General features: G+C 57.4%; 16 protein-coding genes and 2 tRNA genes. 13 read left to right on the top strand and 5 right to left on the bottom strand.

Annotated elements, in window-relative coordinates:
* Window positions 1-45 precede the first annotated feature (45 nt).
* The gene (locus CDUR_RS10135; protein ID WP_179418119.1) at window positions 46-666 is read left to right on the top strand and encodes a mycothiol-dependent nitroreductase Rv2466c family protein; all 621 of its coding nucleotides are present in this window, start codon (window positions 46-48) and stop codon (window positions 664-666) included.
* Here CDUR_RS10135 and CDUR_RS10130 read toward each other — a convergent pair.
* Window positions 663-1430, bottom strand: coding sequence for an HNH endonuclease family protein (locus tag CDUR_RS10130; RefSeq protein ID WP_325064664.1), 768 nt, complete (start codon window positions 1428-1430; stop codon window positions 663-665). The two genes, CDUR_RS10135 and CDUR_RS10130, sit on opposite strands and share 4 nt — an antisense overlap.
* A 119-nt stretch (window positions 1431-1549) precedes the next feature.
* Window positions 1550-2698, bottom strand: a complete 1149-nt coding sequence (locus tag CDUR_RS10125; protein ID WP_179418118.1) for a TIGR04053 family radical SAM/SPASM domain-containing protein — start codon at window positions 2696-2698, stop codon at window positions 1550-1552.
* Window positions 2699-2875: 177 nt separating this feature from the next.
* Here CDUR_RS10125 and CDUR_RS10120 point away from each other — a divergent pair, with 177 nt between their 5' ends.
* Complete coding sequence (locus CDUR_RS10120) at window positions 2876-3346, top strand: ribose-5-phosphate isomerase (protein ID WP_179418117.1); 471 nt, start codon at window positions 2876-2878, stop codon at window positions 3344-3346.
* Window positions 3347-3392: 46 nt separating this feature from the next.
* Here CDUR_RS10120 and CDUR_RS10115 read toward each other — a convergent pair whose 3' ends face one another.
* Together CDUR_RS10115 and CDUR_RS10110 are read right to left on the bottom strand one after the other, a co-directional pair.
* A complete protein-coding gene (locus tag CDUR_RS10115; protein WP_179418116.1) occupies window positions 3393-4187 on the bottom strand; it encodes a DUF1542 domain-containing protein in 795 nt (264 codons plus the stop codon).
* A 229-nt stretch (window positions 4188-4416) separates the two neighbouring features.
* A complete protein-coding gene (locus CDUR_RS10110) occupies window positions 4417-4650 on the bottom strand; it encodes a helix-turn-helix transcriptional regulator (RefSeq protein ID WP_006064186.1) in 234 nt (77 codons plus the stop codon).
* 573 nt (window positions 4651-5223) lie between these two features.
* Here CDUR_RS10110 and CDUR_RS10105 point away from each other — a divergent pair.
* From CDUR_RS10105 to clpX, 6 genes are all read left to right on the top strand, one after another.
* Window positions 5224-5298: transfer RNA gene (locus CDUR_RS10105), tRNA-Gly, on the top strand.
* Window positions 5299-6777: 1479 nt separating this feature from the next.
* A tRNA-Pro gene (locus tag CDUR_RS10100) sits at window positions 6778-6851 on the top strand.
* Window positions 6852-6922: 71 nt separating this feature from the next.
* A complete protein-coding gene (gene tig, locus CDUR_RS10095; protein WP_179418115.1) occupies window positions 6923-8275 on the top strand; it encodes a trigger factor in 1353 nt (450 codons plus the stop codon).
* 231 nt (window positions 8276-8506) lie between these two features.
* Entirely contained in the window at window positions 8507-9097 is a 591-nt protein-coding gene (locus CDUR_RS10090) for an ATP-dependent Clp protease proteolytic subunit (RefSeq protein ID WP_179418114.1), read from the top strand.
* 47 nt (window positions 9098-9144) lie between these two features.
* Entirely contained in the window at window positions 9145-9765 is a 621-nt protein-coding gene (locus CDUR_RS10085; protein WP_040360448.1) for an ATP-dependent Clp protease proteolytic subunit, read from the top strand.
* Between the two features lie 274 nt (window positions 9766-10039).
* Window positions 10040-11314: an ATP-dependent Clp protease ATP-binding subunit ClpX gene (gene clpX, locus CDUR_RS10080; protein WP_179418113.1), complete on the top strand. Its 1275-nt coding sequence runs from the start codon at window positions 10040-10042 to the stop codon at window positions 11312-11314.
* A gap of 68 nt (window positions 11315-11382) precedes the next feature.
* Here the strand turns inward: clpX and CDUR_RS10075 are convergent, their stop codons facing one another.
* The gene (locus tag CDUR_RS10075; protein ID WP_179418112.1) at window positions 11383-12138 is read right to left on the bottom strand and encodes a TetR/AcrR family transcriptional regulator; all 756 of its coding nucleotides are present in this window, start codon (window positions 12136-12138) and stop codon (window positions 11383-11385) included.
* A 715-nt stretch (window positions 12139-12853) separates the two neighbouring features.
* On the opposite strand from CDUR_RS10075, the gene CDUR_RS10070 reads away from it, so the two are divergent.
* The 5 genes from CDUR_RS10070 to ndk all read left to right on the top strand — a co-directional run bounded on the left by CDUR_RS10070 (window position 12854) and on the right by ndk (window position 19005).
* Window positions 12854-13834 (top strand): malate dehydrogenase, encoded by a 981-nt coding sequence (locus CDUR_RS10070; RefSeq protein ID WP_179418111.1) that lies wholly within the window; start codon window positions 12854-12856, stop codon window positions 13832-13834.
* 81 nt (window positions 13835-13915) lie between these two features.
* Window positions 13916-16615: a valine--tRNA ligase gene (locus tag CDUR_RS10065; protein ID WP_179418110.1), complete on the top strand. Its 2700-nt coding sequence runs from the start codon at window positions 13916-13918 to the stop codon at window positions 16613-16615.
* A 4-nt stretch (window positions 16616-16619) separates the two neighbouring features.
* Entirely contained in the window at window positions 16620-18098 is a 1479-nt protein-coding gene (gene folC, locus CDUR_RS10060) for a bifunctional tetrahydrofolate synthase/dihydrofolate synthase (RefSeq protein ID WP_218865439.1), read from the top strand.
* Window positions 18095-18571, top strand: coding sequence for a DUF4233 domain-containing protein (locus CDUR_RS10055; RefSeq protein ID WP_179418109.1), 477 nt, complete (start codon window positions 18095-18097; stop codon window positions 18569-18571). The genes folC and CDUR_RS10055 overlap by 4 nt, the downstream gene beginning before the upstream one ends.
* Before the next feature lie 23 nt (window positions 18572-18594).
* Window positions 18595-19005, top strand: a complete 411-nt coding sequence (gene ndk / locus CDUR_RS10050; RefSeq protein WP_179418108.1) for a nucleoside-diphosphate kinase — start codon at window positions 18595-18597, stop codon at window positions 19003-19005.
* Window positions 19006-19027: the final 22 nt, after the last annotated feature.

The raw sequence follows: 19027 nt of genomic DNA, 5'->3' as shown, positions 1-19027 counted from the left end.
TGGTTGTTGAGTAATCACACCATCATCAATTGTGAGGAAAGCACTATGTCTGAAAAAGTCTCATTCTGGTTTGATGTCTCCTGCCCTTACTGCTGGGTGACTTCCCGCTGGATCAAAGAAGTAGAAAAAGTTCGTGATATTGAGGTTGAGTGGATCCCGATGAGCTTGTCTGTCCTCAACGAGGGGCGTGACTACCTCCCCGAGGACTACCGCCGGAAGATGGAAGCCAACTGGGTTCTACAGCGTGTGTTCGCGGCCGTCAAGGCCAATCACTCTGACAAGGTGGACGCCCTGTACACCGACCTCGGGACCCGCATCCATAACGGTGAGCAAGGTGGCAAGGAAGGCTACGGCGCGTACGAAGCCCTCATTGCGGAATCCCTCGCTGCTGTCGGCCTGCCGGCGTCACTTCTCGATGTCGCTTCCACCACCGAGGTTGATGACCAGCTCCGTGCCTACCACCAGGGCGCGATGGATCGCGTGGGCGACGAGGTAGGCACCCCGGTCGTTGCCCTGGGCGACACAGCCTTCTTCGGGCCAGTGCTCACCCGTATTCCACGCGGCGAGGATGCCGGGAGCATCTTCGACGGGGCAGTGCTCCTAGCCAAGTACCCACACTTCTTCGAGCTCAAGCGCTCCCGCACCGAGGGCCTTGAATTCAACTAACTTGTGTCCGTGTCGCACGTATCCAGAATTGAGAGCATCGCGTCTTTCTCTGGCTGAGTAACCCAGAGGCGGTACCGCGCCTTCACCTCAATCTGGCGCGCGACATAGGCACAGCGATAGTTTTTCTGCGGCGGTAGCCATGTTGCGGCATCACCGTCGCCCTTCTTTTGGTTTGCGGGACCATCCACAGCCAGAAGATTCAATGGGTCGTTGGCAAAGTTGGTGCGTTCTTCTGCCGTGAGTTGCTGCGCGCCGGTTTGCCATGCGTTGGACATAGCCACCACGTGATCAATCTGCACCGCCTCCGAGGTGCCTTGGCCACGGGTAAAAGGAATGTCTTTGCCTGTGTATGGGTCGTGCAGGAGTCCACTCACCACAACGCAGTCCCGCGAGCCAGGCTTAAGTTCCACGTTGGTGAGGTCGCGTCGAAGAATGTCATTGCGTGTGTCGCACCCATTGTGTCCGCTCTCAACCGAGACGTTATCTGACCAGCGCTGCCCAAACTGATCACGGTTGTAGCCTGTCTTTGGCGCACGCCCTTTGACGGGAAGTGACTGCAATACAGCGATGGCGGAATCAGCCTCGCTGAAAGCCGAGCCAGGAGTGGTGCCACCAGAGGATCCAGACCCATCCGAGCTGCCTAAAGGTTTGGCGAGTTGTTTTTCTGTGGGGAACTCACAGGCAGCAATGCCGCCGACCAAGCACAGGGCCATCACCAAGCCCAGTACCGTTCTGATGTGCCTGCTCGGCACAGATTCTCGCATTATGTCCTTCTACACATGTCGCCGTTTCATTAATGTGCTTCCCCACAATAGTATCGGCGGTAGACATTGCGCTGACATGCCTCCCCCATCTGGGTACATGTGTGCGAAGAGGAATGCTTCTAGCTGGACTTTTTCCAGGCAGGCGGCACGTATGAACAGGTAGGATCTGAGGCTCGATAGTTGCCGGTCATTGCGTAGGCGGTCGAGCGGGAACCGCCGCAGACGGTGTGGAATTCGCACACGCTGCACTTGCCTTCCCAGTGGTCGGGGTCGCGGAGGTTCTGGAATACGGGGGAGTGTTCGTAGATGTCCGCGAAGGAGGTGTCGGTGACGTTTCCACAGTGCAGTGGCAGGAAGCCGCTGGGGTAGACATCACCTATATGGTCGATAAACGCGAAGCCTGACCCGGAATTTACCGCCATGGGAGGGCGAGGACGGCGTGGTTTCACGGGCACTTCCCCCAAAAGCTTGTGGGTTTGTGCGGTCAGTTGTTGGTACAGGTCGCCGCCGGAGTATGCGTAGTCAGGTTGTTTGCGCTGCAGTGCGACGCGGCGATACTGCGGGGCTTCAGTGGTTTTGATAGCGATGCGGTCTGACACATCATGCAGCCAGTGCAGCACGTCTTCACGCTCGGTGGGGGAGAGGGAGTGAAGCTGCGTTCCGCGACCGGTGGGAACGAGGAAGAAGGTGTACCACATGTGTGCGCCCATATCGATGACCTGCTTCAACAGCGCCGGAGCTTCGTGAATATTGCTGCGCGTCAAGGTGGAATTGATTTGCAGTCGGAAGCCGCATCCCACCACATGTGGAGCCAATGCCAGCGTCGCATCGAATGTTCCGGGGAAGCCGCGGAAAGAATCATGGGTGGCGGCGGTGGCGCCGTCAAGGGACATAGACATGGCCTTTGCCCCAGCCTCCCGCAGCGAGGAAATGCGCTCGGGAGTGAGTTTCGGGGTCACTGATGGTGAGATGGAGACGTTTAAGCCTAACGACGTCCCGTACTCCACCAGTTGTTCCAAGTCCTCCCGTTCGCAGGGGTCACCGCCGGTCAGAACCACCAGGGGATAGGGGCGTGGGTAGCTTGCCAGGGCGTCGAGAAGCTTGAGGCCGTCCTCGGTGCTGAGCTGACGTGGGTTGGCGTGGTGTTGGGCGTCGGCACGGCAGTGTTTGCACACCAAGGCGCAGGCTCGCGTGACCTCCCAAATGACGATGAAGGGTTTGGTGTTGATGTCATGTCGAACGGTGCGAACCGTCGGCGCGTGTGACATGGTGTGCTCCTGCTCATACTTAAGCGTGCGTCTTCACCTACATACGTTAGCCCCGGATACCTCCAGTTATCCACCAAAAGTTGGAGAAAATGTCACGTGGCGCTTTTTTGGTTGAGTTCTTACGCCTTCTTGGCCGAAGCCAACAGGGAGTAAAACGAGTCGGCTACACTAGGAGATATGCGTGTTTACCTTGGAGCGGACCATGCAGGGTTCGAGATGAAGAATGTTATTGCCAAGTACCTCACTGATGCCGGGCACGAAGTTATCGACTGTGGGGCGCACGATTACGATCCTGAAGACGATTACCCAGCATTCTGCATCGAAGCGGCGTATCGCACAGTGAATGATCCTGGTTCGTTGGGCATCGTGTTGGGTGGTTCAGGAAATGGTGAGCAGATTGCGGCCAACAAGGTTAAAGGTGCACGCTGCGCCCTAGCGTGGTCGCCTGAGATTGCGCGCCTTGCCCGGGAGCATAATAACGCTCAGCTCATTGGTATCGGCGGACGCATGCATAGCGAGGACGAGGTGCTGGCAATTGTCGACGCCTTCCTTTCCGAAGAATGGAGCAAAGCAGAACGGCATCAACGACGCATTGATGTCATCGCCGATTACGAAAAAACAGGAATCGCCCCCAACCTGCCCAAATAATAGGCACAATTAGGGGCGCGGGGGGGGTGAAGCGCGGGGCGACGACCTAATCAAAAATGTCGCCAATACCGCCGTCGAACATTCCATCAAGGAAGCCGCCATCGCTATCGCCGCCGAAAAGTCCGTCCAAGAATCCCCCACCATCGCCCCCAAAGGCATCGCCGATACCAGATAGGGCATCCCCTGCGGAATCGCCGATTCCGTTGGCGAAGGCCGCAGCCGAATACCCAATTCCGGACATGCCATTAAACAACGCGTTGAACAGCATCATTGAGCCAGCAGTCCACAAACCGGTGCGCAACGCATCCGCCCACCAAGGCTCGGAATACCACCCAGCAGGAACTGGACGGCCAGCAACGGTGCCACCAGGGTAGTAGTTAGGCGTCTGCTCCGAAGCAACCGGCGAGGCAGTGATGTCATGCCCCTCATGCGAAATGGTGCGTTGCTCGGTAACTTTACCTGCCTGCCGCTGTCCCTCCAGCGGTGGGAGCTCGGGTCCTGCGGGCATGCCTAGCATCTCTCGGGCTGCGTTGATGTAATACAAGCCTTCAAGAGCGGACTCGCGTGCAAGCTGAGCCTGTTTCACTGTTGTAGCGGTGCTGATCTGAGACGACGCTGCGTTATAACGCTCCGAAGCATCAGCAATGGCCTGAGTGGATGCGGTGTCAGTTCCCGCGATGGTCAACACCTGTGAACCTAGCCGCTCAATCCAGCGCCGTGCATCCGCAATGGCATCATCAAGTTCCGTTTCCTGAATCGCCTTAGTGTTCGACGCGCTGCGTCGCGACATAAAGAAGACGACACCGCCAACGGCGAGGAGGACAAGAATGAGTGCAAGCACAAGGTCTCATTTCCATTTGGTTGATGGACAACTACACGCACTCAACGACAGCCACTCCCGAAAAGTTCCAGTCGCTTAGCGTGTGCGCCACATGGTGGGAAGGTCACCAATCAGGCGATAATGCACCAACCAAAGGGTAAAAGACGCGCAAAGGGAGTACATACGGTCCCTTGCCGCACCACGATGATGCTGCCTCAGGTACAGGCCGATGAATAACAGTAGTGCTGGACTACTGAGCTTCACCCTGTGGCACGAAGATGCCCTTCTTGCGATCTTCCACCCACTCGTGGATGGTCTTGGAATCCCAAAGGGTGAGGCCATGTAGCTTAGCTACTGGCTTCGGGGCGCGGCCGCGGCCCGCGTAGCTTGTGAAAGTGCCACGAGCTGTGCCGGAAAATTCAGCGCATTCCACTGCTGTCCAGAGTTCACGTCCGGTTTCGGAATCTACAATTTTAGGTTGCATGCAAACTACAGTAGACGGTGCAACTAAGAAAAGTCTTAAAATACTAAATAAAGTCCCCTGTGATTCCGAGTGGGTTTGTTCGGGAATGTTCCCTTTGGCAACTTATACTCAATCCAAGGTTCATCTCAGATGAAAACATGGGGTAATTCTGTGGGGGCAGAAACAACTTTTCGTCTCGTGCGGGTGACACCCATACTACGGTGGGTTTTTCCAGCAAGGTCAGACAAATTGAGCATCTGCGTCGCGTCTGAAAGTTTTTGGATCGCGTCATGTTTTGGACTTAATTGATGACGTTCTGGGGTGGTTTGATGATCGATCTAGGTGGTGTACAAGGCTCCGGTGGTGCCGGATGGTGCGCGAAAAAAAGTTTCGATGGGGGATGCAGCGGGGGTGCTATCGGTGCAGTGAAAGGGGGTGCTAGCCATCGCCGATAGTGCTAGTGGATGGAGTTAACGAGGCGTCTTGGGGTGCCGTGTGGCTGCAGCCTAACGACATACCGTTGGCCTCGAATGGGCGTCCTGTGGTGCTATTTTGCCAAAGAACGTGCCGTGAGATAGGGTATCTACCTGCAAGGGGAACGTCGTATAGTGGCTAATACCTCAGCCTTCCAAGCTGAAGACGCGGGTTCGATTCCCGTCGTTCCCTCCAAGGATCGCCCCCTACCGGCAGTGATGTGGTAGGGGGCGATTTTATTGTTTATGAAAATGAAGTATTACTCATTGTGCAAGCTCTGGGGGCGTTTCTCTTTTGTTCCAATGATTGCCCCGATGCTTTTGCGGCCTAATTTATTGACGCATCAACAACCTAGCTTCGATATAAAACCGTTATACAACCGAGAGCAAACTGTAAGACGTGTCAACATTTTTGAAACGCGTCAGCAATTCGCGGAGAACATCACAATGATAACTATCGAAATTGCTATAGGGGTTAGCTATTCTGCTTGTGTCCGTAAGTGGGTACTGTGGGTTAGGCGTGATTGTCCGGTTTGAATATGTTTGGGGTGGAGATTGTTTAATTGTTAAACTAAGTCTCCGGTGCGCGAGATGTGAATATGTCCGCAAAGTGTGGGAGAAGAAAATATTAAATGTTCTTCATGTAATTGATCTATGTCCCATTGCTCGCTAGAGGTGTCGGGCTAGCAAGAGTGCTGGTAGTTGGGGATATTTGCGTTGCGGGTGAGTGTTGTGGTGTGGCAGCTTGGGGTGGGGGTCACTACTTTCGGGGGAGGGGATTGCCGTGCTTCAGAAGTGATTTTAATCACTGGCATCTTTGTGGTGAAGTGCGAAAAGAGTTGTGTCACTGTCTGGTTCTGGCCATGGCAGTGGAGCGAGAAAAAGTCGGATTGGATAGTCATCACATTTACTATGCGGGCCGAATGCAGGGAATTTTTCAATGGTAATATCTATAGCATTCTCGACACTCTGTTGACGGGATAGCGCTGTTATGTGATCGTTACAGCACTGTAATGTAGCCGTTATTAGCTTTTGTGCTGATCTATTGGTTATCTGCTCGGGTTGATGTGTTACACCCCGCGTGTTGCACCCCAGCGAGCTGCGATATGGGGTAAGCGCTAAAAGTGGAAGGTCCGCCAGTGTTTTATGGGAATTGTTGAACAATTTTCGCTGGAAGGGCTGGAGGTGGTGATGCCAGCTAGGCGATGTCAACTAACAGTGATCACCACAGCGCCCGCAAGTCGCCTTCGGTCGGCCACGGGCGCTGTGGCACCTTTCCTTACTCTCTCTATATATCGCCCAGAACTGTCTCGCCGTTACGTTCGTTTTGGGCGGGGGAGGGAGTGCAGAATAGTTGCCGAACAAGCCTACGAGCAGATCACTACAAACACGTAGGAAAACTGCAGGATCACGCTCTGGGATCGCCGTGGGATTGCTTGCGGTGTTGATGCGTGCGATGGTGAGGCTGCGCGGGCATCGCTAAGCCCGGTGCTAAGTCCAGTGCTAAGCCCAGCGCTAAGCGTCCTGAAAATCGCAGGTGAAGGCATAAAACGGTGTGTTAGGCTACCCCGGTGTATGTGCTCGAACGGAAAACTATGTAAACTGCATTTTCGTACCCGCACACAGCACGTTTACAGCGTTTGTTGTGGCACGGCTACAGTGTGTAACTACATAACGGGGTATGGCGCAGTTTGGTAGCGCACCTGCTTTGGGAGCAGGGGGTCGCAGGTTCAAATCCTGTTGCCCCGACTGGGATCCTTCGTACTGAAGGGTCCTTTTGTCTTATTCATTTCACAAACCATGTTCCAGGAGAATGACTCGTGAAGAGCTCTGTTGATCAGCTCAATGACACCCGCGTGAAGGTGACAGTTGAGGTGCCTTTTAGCGAACTCGGACCCGAACTGGACAAGGCGTACCAGGCGTTGGCCCAGCAGATCAACATTCCGGGTTTCCGTCGCGGCAAGGCACCCCGCCAGTTGATTGATGCGCGCGTCGGGCGCGGCCCTGTCTTGGAGCAGGTTGTGAACGACATGCTGCCTACGCGCTACGGCCAGGCCATCGAGGAGCTTGATATTAAGGCGCTCGGCCAGCCGAACATTGACATCACCAAGCTGGAGGACGGCGACGTGATCGAGTTCGTCGCCGAGGTTGATGTTCGCCCCGAGTTCGACCTTCCAGACTTTTCCGATATTTCCGTCGAGGTTCCAGCCTTGGGTTCCACTGAGGAGCGCATTGATCACGAGCTGGAGCACCTGCGCGAACGTTTTGGTTCCTTGAAGACCGTTGACCGCGAGGCTGGCGACGAGGACTTCATCACCCTTAACCTGTCCGCCACGGTTGATGGCGAAGAGATTGAAGACGCCAAGGTCGAAGACATGTCCTACCGCGTTGGTTCCGGCGACCTCATTGAGGGCCTTGATGAAGCAGTGAAGGGCCTGAAGGCCGACGAGTCCGCCACTTTCACGTCCAAGCTGGTGTTCGGTGAGTACGCCGACAAGGACGCCGAGGTGACCGTCACGGTGACCGCAGTGAAGGAGCGCGAGCTTCCCGAGCTGGATGACGATTTCGCTCAGATGGCCTCCGAGTTTGACACCGTGGAGGAACTGCGCGCTGACCTGGCTTCCGGCGCGGAGGAATCTGCCAAGGCCGAGCAGGCTGCCAGCATCCGCGAAGAGGTGCTGAAGGTCGCCCTGGAGAAGACGCAGTTCCCGCTGCCCGCGTCCGTGGTTGACGAGCAGGTCAACGCCCAGGTGCAGCAGCTCATGGGTCAGCTTGGTGGCGATGAAGCCCTGTTTGAGAAGCTGCTTGAGGCTCAAGGCACCAGCCGCGAGGAGTTCAACGAGCAGACCCGCACCAGCGCCGAGGAGGCTGTGCGCACGCAGCTGTTCTTGGACGTGCTTGCGGAGAAGGAAGAACCTGAGGTGACTCAGGACGAGTTGAACGACCACATCGTGTTTACCGCTCGCCGCTACGGCGTGGAGCCCCAGCAGTTCTTGATGCAGCTGCAGCAGAGCGGTCAACTGCTGAACCTGGTTTCCGATGTTCGCCGCGGCAAGGCCCTAGCCAACGCCATCTGCAGCGTCACGGTTAAGGACTCCGACGGCAATGACGTTGACCCGAAGATCTACTTCGGCGACGAGGAAGAGACCGCCCAGGACTCCGACGAGTCCTAAGCCTGTACTATCACAAAAAGCCCAGCACTGCCGCTGGGCTTTTGTGCTGTGTGCTGCAGGTTTTACCGCTTATCGACGCCCCGACTCCCGCAGTGGGCAGCACGCGAACCGGGGGTTATGCAGATTCGACGCTGTCAGCGAACAGAGGCCACCATGGCGGCAGCGCGGCTGTACTGTAGGGGCTATCGTCTTTGTACGTCACGATTTAAAGAAAGTAGGTTGTGTACACCCATGACTGATATCAGCCGGATGCACTCAGCACCTGCCGGGTTAAACCTTAGCGATTCAGTGTTTGAGCGTTTGCTGCGCGAGCGCATTATTTTCCTGGGCAGCCAGGTGGATGATGAGATCGCTAACAAGCTGTGCGCCCAGATCCTCTTGCTCAGTGCCGAGGATCCGAATCGCGATATTTCCCTTTACATCAACTCGCCTGGTGGTTCCGTGACCGCCGGCATGGCTATTTATGACACGATGAAGTACTCCCCGTGTGATGTTGCCACCTACGGCATGGGGCTGGCAGCGTCGATGGGTCAGTTCCTTCTCTCGGCGGGCACCAAAGGCAAGCGTTATGCCCTGCCGCATGCGCGCATCATGATGCACCAGCCGTCTGCGGGCGTGGGCGGTACCGCTGCGGATATTGCCATCCAGGCGGAGCAGTTTGCGCACACCAAGCGGGAGATGGCGGAGCTTATTGCCCAGCACACCGGCCAGACCGTGGAGCAGATCACCAAGGATTCTGACCGTGACCGCTGGTTCACGGCGGAGGAGGCCAAGGATTACGGCTTCGTGGATCACGTGGTCAGCTCTGCTAAGCAGTCTTAACGCGGTACAGAACAAGCAAGGAGTTTTAAACAAACATGAGCAGTGAAATGCAGATGCCTTCGTCCCGTTATGTGCTGCCGTCTTTCGTGGAGCACTCGGCGTTCGGCGCGAAGGAGTCCAACCCGTACAACAAGCTGTTTGAGGAGCGCATCATCTTCCTGGGTACCCAGGTTGACGACGCCTCGGCAAACGACATTATGGCGCAGCTTCTGGTCCTTGAGGGCCAGGACCCTGACCGCGACATCACCATGTATATCAACTCTCCCGGTGGTTCCTTCACCTCATTGATGGCGATTTACGACACGATGCAGTACGTTCGCCCCGACGTCCAGACTGTCTGCCTCGGACAGGCCGCCTCCGCCGCAGCCGTGCTGCTGGCCGCTGGTGCCCCCGGTAAGCGCGCGGCGCTTCCGAATGCGCGTGTGCTGATTCACCAGCCCGCCACCGGTGGCGTGCAGGGCCAGGTGTCTGACTTGGAGATCCAGGCTCAAGAAATTGAGCGTATGCGCAAGCTCATGGAGGAGACCTTGGCGCGGCACACTGGCCGTCCTGCTGAGCAGATCCGTCTTGATACTGACCGCGATAAGATCCTCACCGCCTCTGAGGCTGTGGATTATGGAATCATCGATCAGGTCTTTGACTACCGTAAGCTCTCAGCTCAATCTTAATGTGTTGCTTTTTGCCGTGCCGTAACTGCGGTTTTGCATGAAGTACCCCTGCAAAGGGGTGGCAATTCTTAAAATTTATTAAGTTATGGCTTAATTGATAATTAAGTGCTCACGATCCTCCTCCGACTGAATCCGCAGAGATGAACCGGGGGAGGATCTTCCTATTCGGGGGAGAAACCACGAGAGGTGGTCCCACCATTGTGGCGAAAAAGCAGTAGTGTGGAACATCGAGTGGTGTCCACACGTGAGAAGATTGTGAGTTCAAAGAAGATACATGGCAGCTATGCAAGAAAGCTCTGACCTGCTGAAGTGCTCGTTCTGCGGAAAGAGTCAGAAACAGGTGAAAAAGCTCATCGCGGGTGGTGGAGTCTACATTTGCGACGAGTGCATTGAGGTATGCAATGAGATCATTGAGGAGGAACTCAACGCCTCCGCTGGTGACACCGCAAACGACAACAAGCTGCCGCGTCCGACCGAAATTTCGGCGTTCCTGGACCAGTATGTGATCGGTCAGGACGACGCCAAACGTGTGCTCGCGGTGGCGGTGTACAACCACTACAAGCGGATTCGCGCCGAGGAGCAGCAGACGGCGAAGATCAACAAGGATGACGAGGTTGAACTCGCAAAGTCCAATATTTTGTTGCTCGGGCCAACCGGTTCCGGCAAAACCTACCTTGCTCAAACGCTGGCCAAGCTTCTCGACGTCCCGTTCGCCATCGCCGATGCCACCTCACTGACTGAAGCTGGCTACGTGGGCGAAGACGTGGAAAATATTCTGCTCAAACTGCTTCAGGCATCCGATTACGATGTGCAGCGTGCGCAGCGCGGCATCATTTACATCGATGAGGTGGACAAGATTTCCCGGAAGTCGGAAAACCCGTCGATTACTCGCGATGTCTCCGGCGAGGGTGTTCAGCAGGCGTTGTTGAAGATTCTGGAAGGCACAACCGCCTCGGTGCCGCCGCAGGGAGGGCGTAAACACCCGAACCAAGATTTTATTCAGCTGGATACCTCCAACATTTTGTTTGTGGTGGCTGGCGCGTTTGCTGGCCTGGAGAAGGTGATCCAGGATCGCGTGGGCAAAAAGGGCCTGGGCTTTGGTGCAGAGGTGCGGTCAGTCACGGACGTCGATACGGTGAACGTGTTTAAAGACGTGCTGCCGGAGGATCTGGTGAAGTTCGGTCTGATCCCCGAGTTCATTGGTCGTCTGCCCGTGGTGGCCACGGTGACCAACCTGGATCGAGCCTCGTTGGTGCGCGTGCTCACCGAGCCGAAGAATTCCTTGGTGCGGCAGTACGAGAAGCTTTTTGAGATGGATGGCGTGAAACTGACCTTCACCCCAGAGGCACTGGAGGCCATTGCAGATCAGGCGTTGGAGCGCAATACCGGCGCTCGTGGTCTGCGAGCCATCATGGAGGAAGTGCTTGTACCCATCATGTATGACCTGCCGGATCGTGAAGATATTGGTGAGGTGATTATCACCGAGGGGGCGGCGCGGAAGTTGGGTGCACCGGAGCTGGTCGCGGCGTCGTCAGAAAAGACGGCCTAAAACCAATAAGCACGTGGCCCCGCACGTTGTGAAAGCGTGCGGGGCCACGTGTGTTGTTCTCTACAGCGTTATTCGATGAAGCTGGTGGCGTCGTCGAGTTCGTTGTAGATGTTGCCGCTGCCGTTGCCGTCGTGGCCGTTGAAGTCATTCGAGGTTTCGACAGTCAGGTAGCTCATCCCGCCCGAGTTGCGCATGTTTGAGGTGAGGAAAGCGAGGACGGCATCGACAACAAGTCGTTGCATACCCACATTGTTTTCCTCGTCCTTCAAGTTGATGTGGTACAAGTTCTTGAAGGCCGCTGGGTAAGCGATCCTGAACACACACATGGAGGAGATGATGGTATACACATCCAGCGCAGAAATGCCGGGGCGGAAGGCACCGGCGTCCTGACCCATCATAAGTAGTTTGTCCATTTGCAGGAGGACGCTGGATTGGTCGGCTAATGGGTTGGAATTGGCCATATCAGCTTGGCCAAAAAGGTTCTCTAGAAGGAGAAGACGGATAGCGTTTGGGTGTGCGGCCATTTGGCGGAAGATGGCTTCCACTACTTTGCGCACACCGTCGACAGGCACGGTTGAATCCAACTCCAGCGCCTGGGGTTCCGGGCGGAGCTGTGAGATTGCTAACCGTAGAGCGCGAATATACAGACCCCGCTTGTCACCAAAGTGATAGTGGATCATGCGCTTGGACATGCCCGAATCGTGGGCGATGTTTTCCAAACGTGTGTCCTCGAACCCCTGACGGGCGAATGTTTCCAGCGCGACCTCGACGACCTTGTCTATGTTTGACGTGGTTGTATCTTGGTCCGCTGCTGGGCGGTTCATGATTGTTCCTTTCCTGGAGGCATGCTGGTTTTACCAGCTAAGTTAATCGTGCCTGAATTTATTGTTCAGTGGGAAATCGATTTCTGATTTCGGAAAAACCGCAGGTTGTGACGGGTGACCGTGTGGGTGTAACGGGGGTGATTTTGTAACTAGACCATAAAATTATGGCACGTGTATGATGTTTTCGCGAGCTAAACCGGCATCATTTTCTCGCAATATTTTGGGGTGTCTAGGGGGTTCCGCGAAACTGTTAAATATATGCCGACGTTTTAGTAATGAACCGATTCAATACACGCCTGAGCTGCAAGGTAATAATAATCACATGCAGTGACTTCACTGGCCGGGGTGAAAAATGCCCTCTTGTCTATAAAATCACACCCGAATCGGGAAATCTTTCCGATAAAAATTTTTGGTGATGTTTGTTGTGGGTGTCTGTTCAGAAAAAACCGGACAGTCCGAAAGGGGTATCGATGTGGGATATCGCTGTGACGTGGAGTAGCGGGCATGCGCAAAATGTGGTATCAGCAGTTCGTTGACGCGAGATGACATATCAACTAAGTGCATGTTCATCGCAAGCTTTTCGCGCGCGATCAGTGACGTGATGGTAAAACACCCGCTAGTGTAGAAAGCAGTGTGTGACGGCATGCTCGAATTTCCTGGGATAGTGGGCCGTCTCACGCCCCGTGTTCGCTAAAAAGTAAGGATTGTCTCGACTATGACTGCCGCCCCGAAAAAGATTGCTGTGACTGGAGCTGCCGGCCAGATCGCCTACTCCCTGCTGTGGCGCATCGCCAACGGTGATGTGTACGGGCAGGACACTCCTATCGAGCTGAATCTTTTGGAAATCACCCCCGCGCTTGGTGCGACAGAGGGTGTGGCCATGGAACTGCTGGATTCCGCGTTCCCATTGGTCAAGAAGATCACCGTCACCGACGATGCCAACAAGGCATTTGACGGTGCCAACGCCGCCTTCCTGGTTGGCGCCAAGCCACGTGGCAAGGGTGAGGAGCGCTCTGACCTGCTCGCCGCCAACGGCAAGATCTTTGGCCCCCAGGGCACTGCCCTCAACGACCATGCGGCCGACGATATTCGCGTGCTTGTGGTGGGCAACCCAGCCAACACCAACGCCCTGATTGCCCAGGCTCACGCCAAGGACATTCCGGCGGAACGTTTCAACGCCATGATGCGTCTGGACCACAACCGCAGCCTTTCCCAACTGGCCGAGAAGCTGGGCAAGGATTCCACCGATTTTGAACAGGTGGCAATCTGGGGCAACCACTCGGCCACGCAGTTCCCGGACATCACCTACGCCACCGTTGGTGGCGACAAGGTGTCCGATCTGGTGGACCAGGATTGGTACGTGAATGAGTTCATTCCGCGCGTGGCTAAGCGCGGCGCTGAGATCATTGAGGTGCGTGGTAAGTCCTCCGCAGCCTCCGCTGCCTCCTCCGCGATTGATCACATGCGCGACTGGGTTCAGGGCACCGAGAAGTGGGCATCCGCAGCCATTCCGTCGGACGGCTCCTACGGTGTGCCCGAGGGCCTGATCTTCGGCTTCCCCACGGTATCCCGCAATGGTGCGTGGGAGATCGTGCAGGGCCTGGAACTCAGCGACTTCCAGAAGGAGCGCATTGCCGCCAACATCGCGGAACTGCAGGAGGAACGCGACGCCGTTGCCTCCCTCGGCCTGCTGTAAACCTGCAGTTGGCGCGGTGCGTGTGCCCGCGGCGTCGATAAGCCCCTCAGTGGCAGTTCGGCGAGGTGGGCACAAGCTATTATGGCAAGGGTGACTGACAAAAACACCCTGAACCATTCCACAAGCCGTGCCGACGCCCTGCCGAAAAGCTGGGATCCGAAGGCCGTTGAGGCTGCGTTATACCAGCAGTGGCTTGATCGTGGCTACTTCACCGCCGACGTGACGTCGGAGAAGCCGCCCTTTTCGATTGTGCTGCCCCCGCCGAACGTGACGGGGCAGCTTCATATGGGGCATGCGCTGGACCATACGCTCATGGATGCGTTGGCGAGGAGGAAGCGCATGCAGGGGTTTGAGGTGCTGTGGCTTCCGGGGATGGATCACGCGGGCATCGCGACGCAGACCAAAGTCGAGGCGATGCTGAAGAAGACGGAGGGAAAGGATCGCTACGATTACGATCGCGATGAGTTCGTCGCCAAGGTCTGGGAGTGGAAGAACGAATACGGGGGCAAAATCGGCGAGCAGATGCGCGCCATCGGGGATTCCGTCGACTGGTCCCGCGAGCGTTTTACCCTGGATGAGGGGTTGTCGCGCGCGGTGCAAACCATCTTTAAGGAACTTTTTGACCGAGGCATGATCTACCGCGCCCACCGCCTGGTCAACTGGTCGCCGGTGCTGGAAACCGCCGTCTCCGACATTGAGGTGGTGTACAAGGACGTCGAAGGCGAACTGGTGTCCATCCGCTACGGCTCCCTAGATGACAACGAACCCCACGTTGTGGTGGCCACAACCCGCGTAGAAACCATGCTTGGCGACGTCGCGGTGGCCGTTCACCCCGACGACCCCCGCTACACAGACCTGGTGGGCACCAGCTTGCCGCACCCCTTCATCCCTGGTCGGGAGCTTATTATTGTTGCCGACGACTACGTGGATCCCGAGTTCGGTACCGGTGCCGTGAAGATCACCCCCGCGCACGACCCCAACGACTACGCGCTGGGTCTGCGCCACAACCTGGACATGCCCACCATCCTGGACACCACTGGGCGCATCGCCGACACCGGCACCCAGTTCGATGGCATGGATCGCTTTGAAGCCCGGGTGAAAATCCGCGAGGCACTGGCCGAGCAGGGCCGCATCGTCGCGGAAAAACGCCCCTATCTGCACTCTGTGGGGCATTCGGAACGCTCCGGCGAGCCCGTAGAACCCCGGCTCTCTGAGCAGTGGTTTGTCAAGGTTGATGAACTCGCCCGCATGGCTGGCGACGCCGTGCGCAACGGCGACACCACCATCCACCCCGCGAGCCAGAACCCACGCTATTTCGAGTGGGTGGACGACATGCACGACTGGACCATCTCCCGCCAGCTCTGGTGGGGGCACCGCATCCCGATCTGGTACGGACCCGACGGCGATGTCGTGTGTGTCGGCCCCGATGAACAGGCTCCCGAAGGCTATGTGCAGGACCCGGACGTTCTGGACACCTGGTTCTCCTCGGCGTTGTGGCCGTTCTCCACCATGGGTTGGCCGGACGCAACCCCCGAATTGTCGAAGTTTTACCCTACATCCGTGCTGGTCACCGGCTACGACATCCTGTTCTTCTGGGTCGCCCGCATGATGATGTTCGGCACTTTTGCGGCATCGCTGCCCGGCTCGCCCCTGGGCAAGGTTCCTTTCACGGACCTTTACCTCCATGGCCTGGTCCGCGACGAAAAAGGCCGCAAGATGAGCAAATCCCTGGGCAACGGCATCGACCCCATGGACTGGGTAGAGCAGTACGGCGCGGACGCCCTGCGATTCACCCTGGCACGCGGCGCGAACCCAGGCGTGGACCTGCCCGTGGGCGACGACTCCGCCCAAAGCTCCCGCAACTTTGCCACCAAGCTGTTCAACGCCACCCGATTCGCCCTGATGAACGGCGCGACAGTAGGGGAGTTACCGGACCGTGCCGAACTCACTGACGCGGACCGCTGGATTCTGGATCGCCTGGAAGCCGTTCGCGCAGAGATCGATGACTTGTTGGACCGCTACCAGTTCGCCAAGGCATACGAGCTGCTGTACCAGTTCACCTGGGGCGAACTGTGCGACTGGTACGTGGAAATCGCCAAGGTGCAGATCCCGCGGGACGGCGGGTCTGCCAGCCCAGAGGAGCAGCGACGTGGCGAAAACACCCAGCTGGTGTTGGGGAACACGCTGGACACGGTGCTGCGACTGCTGCACCCGGTCATGCCGTTTGTGACGGAAACCCTGTGGACCGTGCTCACGGGTGGAGAATCCCTGGTCATCGCGTCGTGGCCTACCGCCATCACCGACGCCCCTGCCGACGACACGGCAGCCCGCCGCATGGCTGACGTGGAAAAATTGGTCACGGAACTCCGCCGTTTCCGCTCCGACCAGGGCGTGAAACCATCGCAGAAGGTTCCCGCCCGCCTGCGCTTCGCCGACGCGGACCTTGAGCAACAGGAAAGCATTGTTCAGGCATTGGCGCGGGTAGAGGAGCCAGCTGAGGGATTCGAGGCGTCGGCAAGCATTGAAGTGCGCCTGAGCCAGGCGACCCTGCTGGTGGAACTGGACACCTCCGGCACCGTCGACGTGGCTGCCGAGCGGAAACGCTTGGACAAGGAGCTAGCCGCGGCGACGAAGGAACTGGAAGGAACGGAAAAGAAGTTGGGTAACGCCGCCTTCCTGGATAAGGCACCGGCTGCGGTGGTGGAGAAGATTCGCCAGCGTCACCAGGTGGCTGAGGAGGAAATTGCCCGCGTGACGGCCCGTTTGAAGGAACTGGGGTGAGCTGATGAGCGATGAGGTATCGGTAGACGACAGCGGCCTCACCCTACCCATTGACGTGAACGCGCCGGTGGAAGAGCCGGAAACCCGCGAGATCACGCCTGAGGATCTGCGGGCGCTCGCCGAGGTGGAAGCCGAGCTGGATCAGCGCTGGTCAGAGGTAAAAATCGACCCGACGCTGACGCGCATGGAACTGCTGATGGACCTGCTGGGCAACCCAGAACGGTCATTTCCGGCCATCCATGTGGCAGGCACCAACGGCAAAACCTCCACAGTCCGCATGATCGAAGCCCTGATGCGTGCCTTCCACCGTCGTACCGGGCGCACCACCAGCCCGCACCTGCAGCTGGCCACCGAACGCATTGCCATTGACGGCCAGCCCCTGCACCCCCGCGACTACGTGCGAACATGGCGCGAAATCCAACCCTACGTAGAGATGGCGGACGTGGCCTCGGAAAAGGAAGGCGGACCGAAACTCAGCAAATTCGAGGTGCTCACCGCCATGTCCTACGCCGCGTTTGCCGACGCCCCCGTTGACGTCGCCGTGGTGGAAGTAGGCATGGGCGGGCTGTGGGACGCCACCAACGTGATCAACGCCGACGTGGCCGTAATCACCCCCATCGGACTGGACCACACCGATTACCTGGGTTCGACGTTGGAGGAAGTGGCCAGGGAAAAAGCCGGTATTATCAAACCGCGCTGGGACCTTGACGACCTGCTGACACCTCCGGATAACGTTGCCATCGTGGCGGACCAGGACCCCGCCGCCATGACAGTGATCCTGGAACAAGCCGTGCGTGCCGACGCCGCCGTGGCCCGCGCAGGCTCAGAATTCGGCGTTGTCTCATCCACCATCGCCGTCGGTGGGCAGCAACTCACCCTGCGGGGACTCGGTGGGGACTACACTGACATTTTCCTGCCGCTCTCCGGGGAGCACCAAGCCAACAACGCAGCCGTCGCCCTGGCCGCTGTGGAAGCATTCTTCGGCGCTGGATCCGGCCGGATGCTGGACATCGACACCGTCCGTGAGGGATTTGCCTCCGTGGAATCCCCAGGAAGGCTCGAACGTGTCCGCGCCACGCCCACCGTGTTTATCGACGCCGCGCACAACCCCCACGGTGCCCGCGCACTCGGGCGCGCCCTACAACGGGACTTCTCCTTCAACCGGCTCATCGGCGTGGTCGGGGTGCTCTCCGACAAAGACTACGTTGGGGTGCTCACCGAACTGGAGCCTGTGTTTGGTGAGATCGTGTGCACCCAAACACGCTCCCTGCGTGCATTGGACGCCTATGAACTGGCAGAACACGCGCGAGAAATCTTCGGCGAGGAGCGCGTCCACGTTGCCGATACTCTGCCTTCTGCGGTGGAATTGGCGGTGGAACTGGCTGAAGAAGGCGAGATGGTGTCCGGCAACGGCGTGGTGATTACCGGATCCGTGGTCACCGCCGGTGAAGCTCGCACCCTGTTTGGAAAGGAGCCGGCGTGAGCGACAAGGTTGATGGGGGTTTTGGCGGCTCAGCTGGGGGCACCGGTGCTGATGGCAGTGCTGGTTCATCGGAGTACGGGCCGCTCGGGCCTGGCCATACACCCGTCAAGGACCCGCTTAAAGGGCTTCGCGGCGTGATGGCGGGGACGCTGGTCATGGAATCCATTGCGCTGCTGCTGGTGCTCACCGTGATCGCTCGCATTGACGAAGGTGCCTACTGGACCACCTTCAACTGGGTATACGTCACCGTTGTTGGTGTTGCCATGTTTGTTGTGGCCTTCCTGCAAAAACGTAGATGGGCGCTGGCGGCCAATGCGGTTTTGCAGGTGTTCGCTGTGGCGGGCTTCTTTGTACATCCCTCCATGGGCATCATGGCGCTCATCTTCGCCGCCGTATGGTGGTACATTTTCTACCTGCGGAAAAACCTCATTGCCCGGATGAAGCGTGGACTGTTGACCACACAACACACCTGAGGCAGTCCGATATACTGAGCGACATGACTGAACGTACCCTGATTTTGATCAAGCCCGATGGCGTTGAACGTGGACTCATCGGCGAGATCATCTCCCGCATTGAGCGCAAGGGCCTGAAGCTCACCGCCATGGACCTGCGCGTCGCCGACAAAGCAACCGCTGAAAAACACTACGCCGAGCATTCTGACAAGCCCTTCTTCGGCGAATTGGTGGACTTCATTACGTCCGCACCACTGGTCGCTGGTGTTGTGGAAGGCCCCCGCGCCATTGAAGCCTGGCGCCAACTGGCAGGCGGCACCGATCCGGTATCCAAGGCGACCCCCGGCACCATCCGTGGCGACTTCGCCCTCGAAGTATCCACCAACGTTGTTCACGGTTCGGATTCGCCGGAATCCGCCGAGCGTGAAATCGCCATCTGGTTCCCGAACCTATAAAACTAGGTTCGTTTTTGTAAGC

It is taken from the genome of Corynebacterium durum (assembly GCF_030408675.1).
Classification (GTDB): Bacteria; Actinomycetota; Actinomycetes; order Mycobacteriales; family Mycobacteriaceae; genus Corynebacterium; species Corynebacterium durum.
The sequence above is the reverse complement of the archived record's forward strand: the minus strand, read 5'-3'. Positions and strand labels throughout refer to the sequence as shown.

Coding starts and splice junctions, on each gene's coding strand:
- CDUR_RS10135 (WP_179418119.1), top strand. CDS start 46: ATGTCTGAAAAAGTCTCATTCTGGTTTGATGTCTCCTGCCCTTACTGC.
- CDUR_RS10130 (WP_325064664.1), bottom strand. CDS start 1,430: ATGCGAGAATCTGTGCCGAGCAGGCACATCAGAACGGTACTGGGCTTG.
- CDUR_RS10125 (WP_179418118.1), bottom strand. CDS start 2,698: ATGTCACACGCGCCGACGGTTCGCACCGTTCGACATGACATCAACACC.
- CDUR_RS10120 (WP_179418117.1), top strand. CDS start 2,876: ATGCGTGTTTACCTTGGAGCGGACCATGCAGGGTTCGAGATGAAGAAT.
- CDUR_RS10110 (WP_006064186.1), bottom strand. CDS start 4,650: ATGCAACCTAAAATTGTAGATTCCGAAACCGGACGTGAACTCTGGACA.
- CDUR_RS10090 (WP_179418114.1), top strand. CDS start 8,507: ATGACTGATATCAGCCGGATGCACTCAGCACCTGCCGGGTTAAACCTT.
- CDUR_RS10085 (WP_040360448.1), top strand. CDS start 9,145: ATGCAGATGCCTTCGTCCCGTTATGTGCTGCCGTCTTTCGTGGAGCAC.
- clpX (WP_179418113.1), top strand. CDS start 10,040: ATGGCAGCTATGCAAGAAAGCTCTGACCTGCTGAAGTGCTCGTTCTGC.
- CDUR_RS10075 (WP_179418112.1), bottom strand. CDS start 12,138: ATGAACCGCCCAGCAGCGGACCAAGATACAACCACGTCAAACATAGAC.
- CDUR_RS10070 (WP_179418111.1), top strand. CDS start 12,854: ATGACTGCCGCCCCGAAAAAGATTGCTGTGACTGGAGCTGCCGGCCAG.
- CDUR_RS10065 (WP_179418110.1), top strand. CDS start 13,916: ATGGCAAGGGTGACTGACAAAAACACCCTGAACCATTCCACAAGCCGT.
- folC (WP_218865439.1), top strand. CDS start 16,620: ATGAGCGATGAGGTATCGGTAGACGACAGCGGCCTCACCCTACCCATT.
- ndk (WP_179418108.1), top strand. CDS start 18,595: ATGACTGAACGTACCCTGATTTTGATCAAGCCCGATGGCGTTGAACGT.